This is a genomic window from Nocardia sp. NPDC004582 (assembly GCF_053602115.1).
The window spans coordinates 13,072-25,975 of the sequence record NZ_JBSGCY010000005.1 but is presented as its reverse complement, the minus strand read 5'-3'; the positions used below and the strand labels follow the sequence as shown (position 1 = coordinate 25,975).

Annotated in this window: 11 protein-coding genes; 7 read left to right on the top strand and 4 right to left on the bottom strand. The window is 68.4% G+C overall.

The annotated features are described in order from the left end of the window. The first annotated feature begins 121 nt into the window (after window positions 1–121). The 4 genes from ACWELJ_RS02760 to ACWELJ_RS02745 all read left to right on the top strand — a co-directional run bounded on the left by ACWELJ_RS02760 (window position 122) and on the right by ACWELJ_RS02745 (window position 4,697). Window positions 122–265 carry a hypothetical protein gene (locus tag ACWELJ_RS02760; protein ID WP_452364455.1) on the top strand — a complete coding sequence of 48 codons (144 nt, stop codon included), beginning with the start codon at window positions 122–124 and terminating at the stop codon, window positions 263–265. 316 nt (window positions 266–581) lie between these two features. Beyond that, entirely contained in the window at window positions 582–2,258 is a 1,677-nt protein-coding gene (locus ACWELJ_RS02755; protein WP_452364454.1) for a SulP family inorganic anion transporter, read from the top strand. A gap of 351 nt (window positions 2,259–2,609) precedes the next feature. Continuing rightward, window positions 2,610–3,389, top strand: coding sequence for an MmyB family transcriptional regulator (locus ACWELJ_RS02750; protein ID WP_452364453.1), 780 nt, complete (start codon window positions 2,610–2,612; stop codon window positions 3,387–3,389). A gap of 102 nt (window positions 3,390–3,491) precedes the next feature. Then, the gene (locus ACWELJ_RS02745) at window positions 3,492–4,697 is read left to right on the top strand and encodes a cytochrome P450 (protein ID WP_452364452.1); all 1,206 of its coding nucleotides are present in this window, start codon (window positions 3,492–3,494) and stop codon (window positions 4,695–4,697) included. An 87-nt stretch (window positions 4,698–4,784) separates the two neighbouring features. On the opposite strand, the gene ACWELJ_RS02740 is transcribed toward ACWELJ_RS02745, so the two are convergent. Further along, window positions 4,785–6,599, bottom strand: a complete 1,815-nt coding sequence (locus ACWELJ_RS02740; protein ID WP_452364451.1) for an acyl-CoA dehydrogenase family protein — start codon at window positions 6,597–6,599, stop codon at window positions 4,785–4,787. 862 nt (window positions 6,600–7,461) lie between these two features. Between ACWELJ_RS02740 and ACWELJ_RS02735 the strand changes: the two genes are divergently transcribed. Further along, a complete protein-coding gene (locus tag ACWELJ_RS02735) occupies window positions 7,462–8,565 on the top strand; it encodes a cytochrome P450 (protein ID WP_452364450.1) in 1,104 nt (367 codons plus the stop codon). 30 nt (window positions 8,566–8,595) lie between these two features. Here the strand turns inward: ACWELJ_RS02735 and ACWELJ_RS02730 are convergent, their stop codons facing one another. Next, window positions 8,596–9,420, bottom strand: coding sequence for an IclR family transcriptional regulator (locus ACWELJ_RS02730; protein WP_452364449.1), 825 nt, complete (start codon window positions 9,418–9,420; stop codon window positions 8,596–8,598). 190 nt (window positions 9,421–9,610) lie between these two features. Between ACWELJ_RS02730 and ACWELJ_RS02725 the strand changes: the two genes are divergently transcribed. Both ACWELJ_RS02725 and ACWELJ_RS02720 read left to right on the top strand, forming a co-directional pair. After that, window positions 9,611–10,390 (top strand): peptidase inhibitor family I36 protein, encoded by a 780-nt coding sequence (locus tag ACWELJ_RS02725; RefSeq protein ID WP_452364448.1) that lies wholly within the window; start codon window positions 9,611–9,613, stop codon window positions 10,388–10,390. Between the two features lie 97 nt (window positions 10,391–10,487). Further along, complete coding sequence (locus ACWELJ_RS02720) at window positions 10,488–11,585, top strand: alanine racemase (protein WP_452364447.1); 1,098 nt, start codon at window positions 10,488–10,490, stop codon at window positions 11,583–11,585. 100 nt (window positions 11,586–11,685) lie between these two features. Here ACWELJ_RS02720 and ACWELJ_RS02715 read toward each other — a convergent pair whose 3' ends face one another. Both ACWELJ_RS02715 and ACWELJ_RS02710 read right to left on the bottom strand, forming a co-directional pair. Beyond that, on the bottom strand, window positions 11,686–12,090 hold the full coding sequence (locus tag ACWELJ_RS02715) for a hypothetical protein (RefSeq protein ID WP_452364446.1): 405 nt from the start codon (window positions 12,088–12,090) through the stop codon (window positions 11,686–11,688). 238 nt (window positions 12,091–12,328) lie between these two features. Next, window positions 12,329–12,838 carry a transglycosylase SLT domain-containing protein gene (locus ACWELJ_RS02710; protein ID WP_452364445.1) on the bottom strand — a complete coding sequence of 170 codons (510 nt, stop codon included), beginning with the start codon at window positions 12,836–12,838 and terminating at the stop codon, window positions 12,329–12,331. Window positions 12,839–12,904: the final 66 nt, after the last annotated feature.

Genomic DNA, 12,904 nt, shown 5'->3' with positions numbered 1-12,904 from the left:
CGGTGGTCGAATCGGACTGGGCTCATCTCGCGATCACCGAAACGCCCCACGACAGGAGTGCCTGTATGTCCGCCTGCATCGACCTCGAACGCCCTGGTCGTACCCGGAAGGACACCCGCCGGTGGACCCGGGCACTCCGGCCGGGCCCGACTTCGCCACGCCGCCCGCGTATGCCGCGTTCCAGCCCGGCTCGACCGTGGTCGCCGACTGCGTCAGCCAATATCTGCCGATCCTCTGGCTCGAAGTACTGCGTGCCGGCGACTGACCGACCCGATCTCGAAGGGATGAACCATGTTGATACTGCTCGGAATTCTGGCCTCGCCCTTGCTCGCGGTGACCGCTCCGGTCTGGGTCCCGATCTGGCTGGGCACCCAGATCGGCGGCGCGCTGGCGGTCACGCCGTAACCGACCGTCCAGCGCTGTGGGCGGGGAAGCAACGTCACCGCCGCCGGCTATCGACCGAGTCTGTGGAGGAACTACATGAGCCAGCACGACGGCGCGATCGCGGCCACGGTGCTGCTGATGGCCGGCAGCAAACACGCGGGTGACGCGATCGGAGGGCTGATCGGATGAAGGCCGGCGTGCGCAATCCACTGCGAGGACTGGGCCGGCCGAAGCCCGCCGACGCCATCTCCGGCTTCGTGACCGGTCTGTTCTCGATCCCCGAGGGGCTGGCCTACGCCGCCATCGGCGGTTTCAATCCGGTGGCGGGCATCTACTCGGGCATCGTGCCGACCATCCTCGGATCGGTGTTCGCCCGAACGGTTCTCATGGTCACCACCCTGACCAGCGCGATCGCGTTCACCTCGCGCAGTGTGATCAGCGAGGCCGGGCTCGACCCGCACGACCTGGGCAATATCGCCATGCTGACGGTGCTGGCCGGCGCGGTGATGATCCTGCTGGGTGTGCTGCGCATGGGCGCGGCGCTCACCTTCGTGTCGAACGCGGTGATGACCGGCTTCTCGGCCGGTATCGCGGTCCAGATCTTCACCGGATCGCTCAAGGACGCCACCGCGTATTCCCCGCAGGGACACAACAAGATCTATCAGATCGGTGACTGGCTCGCCCACATCGGCGACTGGAAGCTCGCCGCCACGCTGACCGCGCTGGCGGCGATCGGGGTGTGGGCGGCGGTGCGGTACGTGCCGAAGCTGGAACCGGTCGCGATCCTGGTGTCGCTGCTGGTGGTCAGCGTGGCCGTCGGGGTGCTGGGCATCGGTGTGGAGCTGGCCCGCGATATCGCCGATATTCCTTCGGCGCTGCCGCCTTTCACCGCGCCCGACCTGTCCGCACTGCGGGCGCTGCTGCCGGGCGCGTTCGCGGTGGCGTTGGTGGCGCTGGCGCAGTCGGCGTCCATCGGGCCGACCGTGCCCAATCCCGATGGCAGCCGGTCGTCGATGAACGGCGACTTCATCGCGCAGGGCATCGGCAATGTCGGTGGCGGCCTGTTCGGCGGTCTGCCGACCGGCGGATCGATGTCGCGGACCGGCGTCGCGGTCTCCGCGGGCGCGCGCACCCGGTGGACCGGCATCTTCGCGGGCCTGTGGCTGGCCCTGCTGGTGCTGCTGTTCGGGTCGCTGGCCGGGCGCATCCCGATGCCGGTGATCGGCGGCCTGCTCATCGTGATCGCCGGCGAACTGTTCATGGGCCGGGTCAAGGACATCCGGATGGTATTGCGCACCTCCTGGATGTCGAGCCTGGCGATGATCGCGACCTTCGTGGCCACCACCCAGATTCCGCTGCAGCAGGCCATCATTCTGGGCGCGATCCTGTCGTTGATCCTCTTCTGCGTGCAGACCTCCCGGGCGAGCCGGTTGCGCGGGCTGGTGCCCGATGGCGGGAACTGGCGGGTGACCGACGTCCCCGCCGCGCTCGCTCCGCACGCGGTCACCGTCGTGTACTACGCCGGTTCGTCGTTCTTCGCCGAGACGACCCGCATCGACGAGCAACTGCCGGCTCCGGCGGGGGCCGATCGGGCCGCCGTGGTGCTGGTGCTGCGCGGCGTACCCGAGGTCCCGTCCTCGGCGGTGCTGAAGATGCTGGAGAACTACTCGAACAAGCTGCGCGACAGCGGGTCTCGCCTGTATCTGGCGGGCGTGGAACCTCGCCTGCTGGAAGTCATGCGCCGAACCGGCGCGGTCGAGGTGATCGGTGCGGACGCGATATTCGCCCCGAGGCCTGAGATGTTCGGCGCCGCGCGCGCGGCGATGGACGCGGCCGAGGCCTGGATCGGACAACCGGAGGGCGAGGCGAGATGACCACCGCGGCAGTCGACCAGCGGGCCGGCGCGCCGACCAGGCGCAACCTGCTGATCGTGGCGCCGCCATCCGCGTCGGTGCCGTGAACTCCGAACGGTGTGACGGATCATGCCAATTCTCGATTCCGGCGAATTTCTGGCGAATCCATGTGGGTTGCAGGAGCGGTGGGCTCGGGCGGTGATCTCCGCGGTTGTCGGTCTGCGCTGCGGTTGCCAGTGGTTCGCTAATTCCGGTCATGCGTGATCGCTTTGATCTGTTTGTCCATTTTTGGCGCGCTAGATCGTTATCGTGCGGACATGGGATGTCCCCGATGGAACGGAGACGGGATGTCCCCAGTGGAAGGGGTGGTGCATGATCGAACTGGTCGAGTCGAGGCACGCGCATACGTACGCACCGAGTTTCGGCGAGTTTCTCCGGCATCTGCGGGACGACCGGCGACTGTCTCGGGAAGGTCTGGCGAAGTCCGCGGGAGTCAGCGCCAGCTATATCAATCATCTGGAACTCGGTCGACGCGACCATCCCACCCGGCCGGTGGTCGAGGCGCTGGCGGGCCGGCTGGAGCGGGTGCGGCCGCTCTCGGTCGACGAACGGCGATACCTCTTCGACCTGGCCGGACTGCGGGAGCCGGTGGTGCCGGCGGTCGCGGAATTGACCTCCGGTATCACGCCGGCATTGCGGCGCCGGATCGATTGCTGCTGCCCGGACCCGGCCGGGTACCTGGATTCGCGCTGGCATGTCCTCGCGCTCAATCAGGCGGCCCGCTCCGCTTTCCCGGGACTGGACGAGGCGGGCAATGTGATGCGTTGGCTGCTGGGCGATCGTCGCGCGGTGGCCGCGCTCGCCGACTGGGATCGCGTGCTGGATTCCGCGGTTTCGGTGTTGCGCGCCCGGATCGCCCTGCCCGGCAACGAGATATGGGCCGCGGACCTGTTGGATGAACTGCACGAGTACTCCGAGTTTGCCCGGCGCTGGGCCACCGGGCGGGTGAACTATTCGAGCGAGCAGTCGGCGATCCGGTTGCGAGACTCCGCGTCCGGCGCCACCAACTGGATCGACCTGCAGCTGTATGACGTCGACACCGCTCGATACCCCGGGTGGATTCGCATGTTCTGGTGCGTCTTCACGCAGTGACACCCGACGAGCCGTGGGTTGTCCTCGCGGGCAGGGCTTCTCGGACCCGTGATCGAGATCTCGCAGCGCCGTCACCCGCGGCCATGAGTATGATCTGGCGACATGCAGTCCGCTGGGGATTCGCGCCCCGACCTCCTCGACCGAATCCCGGTGCCGCTGTACGCGCCCGAGTTCGCCGCCGACCCGCACGCCTTCTACGCCGCCATGCGCGAGAAGTTCGGTTCCCTTGCTCCGGTGGAACTTTCGCCCGGCATCCTCGCCACCCTGGTGATCGGCTATCGCTACGCGGTCGCGATCAACAATGACGCGGACCGCTTCCCGGCGGATCCGCGGATCTGGGAGCAGGACATACCCGCCGACTGCCCGATCCTGCCCATGCTGCAGTACCGGCCGAACGCGCTGCGCAGCGCGGGCAGCGAGCACGCGCGGTATCGGAAGGCCAGTGTCGACAGCATCGACGCGATCAACCTGTACCAGGTCGACGACGCGATCGAGCAGATCGTCATCGCGCAGGTCAACACGTTCTGCACCGAGGGGCAGGCCGACCTGATCAGCCAGTACGCCTTTCCGGTCACCTTCGCCTACCTCAATGTCATGGTCGGGTGCCCGGCGGACATCGGTCAGCAGGTCGCGCAGGGCATGGCGATGATGTTCGAGGGCAACTCGGCCGAGGCGGGCAACGCGCTGTTCGTGTCGGCGCTCGGCAAACTGGTGAACCTCAAGCGCGAGGAGCCGGGCGCTGACGTCACCACCCGGCTGCTCGAACACGGCGCGGAACTCACCGACGAGGAGCTGGTGCACCAGCTGGTGACCATCTACGGCGCCGGCATCGAGCCGCTGACCAACCTGATCGCCAATACGCTGTTGCTGATGCTCACCGACGAGCGGTTCTCCGGAGAGGCGGCGCTGACCACCCGGGATGCGTTGAACGAGTTGCTGTTCACCGACCCGCCGCTCGCGAACTTCGGGATCACCTACCCGGTCCGGCCGACCATGGTCGACAATACGTGGCTGCCGGCCAACCAGCCGGTGGTGACCAGCATGGCGGCCTGCAACAACGACCCCGCCATCGTGGGCCGCTACACCGGCAACAACGCGCACATCGCCTGGGGCACCGGGCCGCATGCCTGCCCGGCGCAGGACGTCGCGTACCTGGTCGCGCAGAACGCCATCGATCATCTCTTCGATCTGCTGCCCGAACTCCGGCTGGCCTGCCCGGTCGACCAACTCGTCTGGCGGCCAGGGCCTTTCCACCGGTCGCTGGCGAGCCTGCCGGTGGCGTTCCCGCCCACCCGCACGCCGTTCTGACCACACCCCGGGATTCCTGACCACACCTCGGGACGCCGGAGTGAACCGGCATCCCGGGCGTGGGTCAGCCGCGTGCGGTCCGGGTCGTCAGCCGATCCGGAGCGCGGTCGCGCACTGGTCGATGTAGCTGTCGGAGTCGTACACCGTACGCAGGGAACCGGTTTCGAGCTCGAAGGCCCCGACCAGGTCGGAAAGGTGCGGAGCCAGCATCTCGTGCAGTTGGACGCGCATGTCGCGCAACGGTTCCCGCGTCTTGGGCAGCGGGCCGTCCGGCAGCAGGTCCGCACCGTGCGCGAGGAACTGGCGCACCGCGAACAGGACCAGCACGTTCTCCATCACCCGCCGCGGACCCGCCGGCAGCTCGGCGGCGCGCTCGGCCAGTCGCAGGGCGGCGCGGTGGGCGGTGTGCGCGTCGGCGGCGGCCAGCGCCAGGTCGTAGACCCGGTCCCAGCGCGCTTGCCGGTCGCCGCTGGTGTTCGCGTACGCCTCGAGCGCGCGGTGCTGCAGGAACAGCGCGCGAGCGCCCATCCACTTCACCCAGCTGTCGGGGGTGTCGAGATCGCAGGGCTCGAGCTCGTCCCAGCTCTCCCGGGTCCACTGGTCGGGCCCGAACAGCCGGCGGTAGCCCGCCAGCAGGGCGATCACGTAGCTGTCGCCTTCGGCGGTGGCCGCGGCGTCGCGCAGGGCCCGGTACTCCACGATCTTGTTGTGGGCGAAGACGCCCTGGGCGCCGAGCCGATCGCGGACCTCGCCGCACACCCGCAACGCGGTGGAGGTGGCGAAGTACTTGGTCAACGACACCAGGTCGGTGAGCGCGGGGCCTTGCTCGTCGTCCTCGGCCGCGATGACGTCGGCGAAGCCGTCGACGGCGATCTCCACCGCGGAGGTGGCGAGATAGGTGTCGACCACGGCCTCCACCAGCGGCGCGTAGTGCGCCGGCACCTCGAGCAGCGGGATCCGCCCGCCCGACATGCTCGCGATATCCCGCTGCGCGGACTGCCGGACGGCGATCGACACCGCGGCCCGCGACACCGCCGCGGCCATGCCCGAGATGCATAGTCGGCCCACGCGCACCCGGCTGATGGCGCGCCACACCTGGTTGTCGGCCGGGATCGGCGAGACCAGCTCACCGTTGTCGTCGATGCGGGTTCCGGTATGCGACAACAGGCATTCGCGCGACACCCGGACATTGTCGAAGCGGGTCATGGCATTGTCCATGCCCAGGCCCGGCTTCTCCGGCATGCGGCGGATGGTGAGCCCGGGGCGCACCTGGCCGTCGGCATCGCAGGTCCAGACCAGGAACGGGTACACGCCGTGCGCGGTGTCACCGATGATCAACCGCGCGAACACGATTCCGAATCGCGCGATGCCCTCGACCGGCGGCGCGGCGGTCGTCGGCATGAACTTGATCGCCGCGTCGGTCGGCGTGTTCAGGATGAAGCCACCGCCGTCGGCGGGGTCGTACACCGCGGTCGTCTCGAGGTTGTTCAGGTCGCTGCCGTGACCGACCTCGGTGAGCACGTAGGCGCCGACCGCGCGGCCCGCCAGCAGCTCCGTCAGCGCCTTGTCCACTTCACCTGTGCGCGAATGCTGTTCGAGCAGGGTGCCCAGCACCAGGTTCACCTGCACGGTCAGCAGGGCGCCGAGGTGCGGATCGACGACGGTGGACTGCTCGTGCAAAGTCAGGCACTCACGCAGATCCGACACCCTCTCCACGGCCGACAGGTTCGGCAGCATGCGCAGGTACCGCTCGTAGGCGCGGGCCCCGGGGTCGTTGGTGGCAGCCCACCAATCCTGGTCGAATCCTTCTTCGCTGAACAGCTTGTTGTACCGCTGCGCCGCGGCACGCCGGCCGCCGAACAGCAGATCCGCGAAACTGTCCACGTTCCCATGAGAGACCATGACTCCGCCTTCTCTTCCACTCAATACCGATTCCAAGCGACGTATCTTGTGCCGCTTGGCATTACGCATGGCCCGGCAGCCGGGGTGTCCGGCTGCCCGAGACCAGCGGAAGCTGTCGATCGATCGGGAATCAGCGGCCCGATGGAATGACCTGTCGAGAGTTCAACCCATCGCCCACCTTCGGGCGATATCGCCTGTCGACCGGTCGTCGAGGAAAGTCGCCCGCGCCATCACCTCATGCTGCGGCACCGATGGAGCCACAGTGTTGCGGTAGGGCGAACGAGACACGAAACGTATTGTTACACAGTGCGCTTCAAATTGAGTCCTGTAGCGCGGGGATGATCGGACGAATCGCCCCCGCTGCCGGGCCCGATCGGGCGTGGACCTGGTCAAACAGTCAGCTAATCTCCGACATACGGTGAGCAAATTCGTGCGGACGGCCCCGATGTCCTCGCCGACTTCGGGCTACGCACCATGGTTGCTGGGGTAGCATCCGAGGGGTGAGCGAAACCTGTTACAGCGGAGCATGTTCTAAGTGTCGCCCGATGCGCAGGTGTCTCACGGTCAACCCGTCGCGCCAGTAGCATGGCCGCGGGCCCGACGGCCGGATCCGCGTACGCTCCGGGGCAGCGATGTGACACAGCGCTGATCGCATCCCCGCAGCAACCGTGGACCAGACGTCGTTGTTTCGAGCACGTTCCACCGGTCATGTTCAACCCGCTCATGGGAGTCACCCGTTGAAGATGTTCGCGTTCTCGATCCCGAACCATTGCGCGGGGCCGCGGGAGTGAAGCTGCACTCGCCGGCGTTCGCCGCTGACCCACACCACGCCTACGAGGACCTACGCCGCCGGTACGGCCCCGTGGCACCCATCGAACTGGCCGACGGCACCCCGGCCACCCTGATCCTCGGATACCGCGAAGCGCTCCGGATTCTCGGTGACCCCGAACACTTTCCGGCCGATCCACGTGCCTGGGAGCCGACCATCCCCGAGGGCTGCCCGGTCATGCCCGTCATGGAGTGGGGCCCCGTCGACGCCGCCGACACCGGCGGGCCGACGCACCGCGCGGCCTATCTCGCCGCCATGGCCGCCATCGACCAGTACCGGCTGCGCGGCACCGTCGAATCCGCCGCCGTGCCGCTGATCAACAGCTTCTGCGGCATCGGGCACGCCGATCTGCTGGCCGACTACGCCCGCCCCCTCACCCTCCGCGTCGTCAACGACCTGATCGGCCTGTCGTCCGCGCTCGGCGCCGAAGCCGGTGCCGCACTGACGGATCTGATCGAGGCCACCGACGCGACCGCCGCCGATATCGCGGATCGCCGATTCCGCGCGACCCTGGCCGAACTGGTAGCCACCAAACGCCGTGCCCCGGACCGCGACGTCGTCTCGACCCTGATCGGCCACGCCGCCGGTTTCACCGATGACGAGATCGTCGAACAACTGACCAAGCTCTACGCCATGGGCGCCGAACCGACCTGGAATCTCATCGTCAGCGCCCTGGTGCTGATGGCCGACGACGCCGGCTTCCACGACGACCTTTTGGGCGGCTCCCTCCAATTGCGCGATGCCATCGACAAAGTCCTGTTCACCGACCCGCCGCTGGCCAACGCGTGTCCGCGCTACCCGCGGCAACCCCAGGTGGTCGGCAATGCCTGGCTGCCGGCGAACCAGCCGGTCCTGATCGGCATCACCGCGTGCAATACCGACCCCGCTGTTTCCGGCGACCACACCGGCAATCGATCCCACCTGGCCTGGGGGTCGGGCGCGCACACCTGCCCGGCCCAGCCGATCGCCTCCATCATCGCGCGCGAGGCCCTCGACCAACTCCTCGATGCCCTCCCCGACATCACACTCGCCATCCCGCTGGCCGAACTGCCCTGGCGCTCCAGCGCTTTCCATCGTGCCCCGCTCAGGGTGCCGGTGACCTTTCCGGCCTCACTGCCGCTGGGCCCTCGAACATGACGCGGGTCGGCGGAAGTCCGAGACGGCGGCTCACCCGACCTGGAATCGCGCTTTCCACCAGACGTCCTCGGAGACCGGCGCGGAATCGGCGGGGCTGCGCTCGATTTCGCTGAGTTCCGTTTGGAGTTGGCTGCCGAGCTTGGCCACCCGCGCGACGAGACTGCGGGCGCGGTCGCCGCCGCCGATGAGTCCCAGCGCGCCGATCATGGCTCCCTCCGAGTCGCGGATCGCCGTCGCGGAGCAACTCCATCCGAGCATCACCTGCTCGGCTTCGGTGGCCACTCCCGTGTCCCGGGCCTGCTCGAGCAGTGAGTCGAGTTGGTTGCGATTGGTCACCGAGTAGCGGGTCAGCGGACGCCAGCCGGTGCCGAGGATGCGGTCGGCCTGTTCCGCGTCGTGTGCGACCTGGAGCCGGCCCGCCGCGCTGAGGACGATGCTGTTTCCCAGTACTGATGCCCGCGGCCACCGGGCGCCATTGAGCACGGAACTGTACCGGCGGCTGAAAACGGCGTCGGTGAACACGAGTTCGCCGTCCTCGACGGCGCCGAACCACGCGATCTCGCCGGCGGACTGCAGGTGCAGGTCCTGGAGGTAGGGCTGGATTCTCAGGGCGCGGTCCAGCCGCCGCGTGGTTCGCAGCGCTTGGTGAACCAGGCGGGCGCCCGGCAGATAGCCCTCCGGGGTGATTTCGAGCATCCGGCGGTCGGCGAGCGCGTTGGCGATCCGGCGCACGGTGGATTTCGGAATGCCGGTGGCGCGGGTCAGGGCGGCGAGTGTCACGGCTTCGTTCGCGCAGGTGACCACCTCGAGGACCGCGACCGCGCGTCCGATGACCGTGCCGTCGTCTGATGCCATGGTCCCCCCGATCGGATCCGCGGTGGCCGGCGCGGGTCACCCGAACCCGGTGTGCCACTCAATGGTACGAGCCCGATGCGTTCGCCGACCGTTGTTGCGCAGACTTGCTGATGCTGGAAGAACCGGCGCGCGAAACCCGGGGGAAGCCGTGTGGCACAGACATCGTTCACGCACACCAGTGAACTCACCCGTGGTGCGGAAGCTGTTCATCGCGCTGATCGCGCTGGTGGTCGGGTTCGGCACGGTCGGCTGCAACGGAATCAAGACGGCGGAATCGGTGAAGACCGCCGAGGACGTGCTCTGTGAGATGGTCGAACCCGTCGTGGAAGCGGTCGCGAAGCTGCTGCGCACCAGGGCGACGGTTACCGCCGAACTGGTGGTGGCCGCGACCGGAATCGCGTTGAGCACAGCCTGCACTCTGCTGCTCGACCACATCGGCATCACCCCGGACAACGAGCAGGACGTCGTCCTGGCGAATGGCAGAGGCACCGAACACACGAAGGTCAGCGGCGCCACCTTCATCAGCGTTACCGACAAGTGGTGCAACACAACTGGCGGATGCACCGGATACGACCGTTGCCCGACCGATTGGACGTGCCTATTCACCGGAGCGGGAGGCACCGGGAAGATGTCGTTGTTCACGACCGGTTCGCCCGACCTGTCCCAACAACATATCGACGGCGCCGCGGTCTCGGTCTTCAACCGGGCGGGCAAAACCGCCACACTCTATTCCGCCCACGGCTACCACGGTGACACCCACACCGTCGAGAAGTCGGCCAAGGGCGACCTGTCCGGCGAATGGCAAGGCAGAGCGCGATCGATCATCGTGGGCACACCCGCGACCTCGAGCATCGTCGGCACCCCCACCACGACACCGCACTCCACGACCCCGACCCATCCCACGACCACGACGAAATCGAAGCCCCCGCTCAGCGGCACCCCGACCGCACCCGCGGCGAGCACGCGCTAGCGCGCCGGAACCGGCCGGTACTCGGCGCGGGTGCCCGGTGCGGCGGGTGGCATTGTGTATGCGGCCCGACGCAATGCAAGCCCCGAAGGAGTCCGACGTGGTGTTCATCCCCGGCGAGATCGATACGCCCGCCGTCGTCATCGATCAGGTCGTCCTCGACCGCAATATCGCCCGGATGAACGCCGCCGTCACCGCCCGGGGGATCGCTTTGCGTCCGCACGCGAAGACTCACAAGATCCCCGAGATCGCCGATCGGCAAGTGCGCGCCGGCGCGATCGGTCTCACCGTCGCCACCATCGGCGAGGCCGAGGTGTTCGCCGCCCACGGTGTCGAGGACATCTTCATCGCCTACCCGTTGTGGATCGGTCCTCGCCACGCCGAGCGGCTGCGCCGGTTGACCGCGCGCACCCGCATCGCGATCGGTATCGACTCCCCGGAGGCCGCCGCGAACGCCGCCGCCCAGCTCGGGGCCGCCGCGAGTGCGATCGAGGCGCTGGTCGAGGTCGACAGCGGCCATCACCGCAGTGGGGTCGGCGCCGGGCAGGTGGTCGAGATCGCCCGCGCCGCCCGGGCCGGCGGGCTGTCCGTGACGGGTGTGTTCACCTTCCCCGGTCACAGTTATCTCCCGGGCAAAGCCGCCGAGGCCGCCGCGCAGGAACAGCGGGCCCTCACCGACGCCGCGAACATCCTGGTCGCGGACGGGTTCGAGATCACCCGCCGCAGCGGCGGATCGACCCCCACCGCACTGCTGACCACCTCGGACGCGGCCACCGAACTACGCCCGGGCGTCTATGTGTTCGGCGACGCCCAGCAGCTCGAACTCGAACGCTGTGCGGTCGATGACATCGCTCTCACCGTCGCCGCCACGGTGGTCAGCCGGCAGGACACCGCCCACGGCCCGCGCCGGATCATCCTCGACTCCGGGAGCAAGATCCTGGGCGGTGACCGCCCGGCATGGACCCGTGGGTTCGGCCGGCTGATCGATCACCCCGACGCCGACATCACCGCGCTGTCCGAACACCACGCCACCGTGACCTGGCCCGGCGACACGCCGCTGCCGACCATCGGAGAACGCCTGCGCGTGATCCCCAATCACGTCTGCATGACCATGAACCTCGTCGATGACGTCACGGTCGTGGACGACGGCACGGTGGTCGACCACTGGAGGGTCGCCGCGCGCGGCAAGAACAACTGATCGGTCCGGCCGAATCGACGACTCCGGTATCGAGAACGGAAGTTATTGGCTGTAGCCGGGTTTCGCCTGGTGCTACGCCGGAACCTCGCGGTGTGCGCGACTACGGGCAGTGGTCGTCGCCCTGACCACGCGACACCAGGGTGACGGCGTCGCTCGCACCCGCGGCGAAACCGGCCTTCTCGTCGGATGTCGCGCTCGCGGAGTCGGGGCTGGCCAGCCATTCGGCCATGAGCTCGTCGGCGGCCTTCTGCACCGACCAGTGCGGGTCCCCGGCATGGGTTTCAGCCTCCAGGCCGAGCACCGCGACCATGCCGACGCAGGCTTGGCGTCGTGTGGCCGCCGCGACCGGGGACAGCGATGACCCCGGTGCCACCGACACCGGCCGGGTGGTCGCGGCCGCGATCGTGGTGCTCGGGTGGTCGGGTGCGCTGCTGGGACCGCACCCGGCCAGGGCGAGTGCGGCCAACACGGCCGTCGCGGCCGCCGAGATGACTTTCACCGGCATGATGTGTGGCTCCCCTGCGTCGCGGTGGCGTCGGCCCGCGTGGATGCCGGCTGCCGCCGACTGCGAACGTGATGCGTCCCATCATGATTCGGGGGCGCGGTTCCGGGGCGGCTTTGGGCTTGCTGGAGTTCGGGATCGAGCTGGGGACGGTGCGTGACGCGCATCCCGGAAGGCTCCGGCCGGGCCGGTGATCCGAGGAGTGGATCACCGCCCGAGCGGGTGGAGCGGGACCCCGGGGTCAGTACGCCGAGTCGACGTTGTCCATCGAGCCGTAGCGCGCGGCCGCGTAGTTGCAGGCGGCGGTGATGTTGGCTACCGGATCCCAGATGTCCCAGGAGGTGCCGTCGACGTGGTAGGCCTGGAAGGTCGGGTCGATGACCTGGAGCAGGCCCTTGGACGGGATACCCGCCGCGGCGTTGGAGTCGTAGAGGTTGATGGCGCCGGGGTCGCCGCCGGATTCGCGCATGATGTTGCGGTGGATGCCGTCGTAGCTGCCGGGAATGCCGTGCGCGGCCATGACGCCCAGGGCCTCGCGGATCCAGCTGTCGAGGTCCGAGCCGCTGGAGGCGGCGGTCGGCGCGATCTTCGTGGCCGAAAGGCTCACGGCTGCGGGCAGGGTCCGCGCCGGAGCGTCCGTGACGAGTGCCGAGGCCTGGGCGGTTGCCACGATCGACAGCGATGCGGCGGCCAGGACGCCGGCGGCGATACGGCGGGCGGTCCGGGAGGGGGAGCGGTGTCCGGTAGCCATTGGTGGTTCTCCTGAGGGTTTTCGATGCCGGCGGTCGCTCGGCGGTGAAAACAGCGTCGGTCGGGG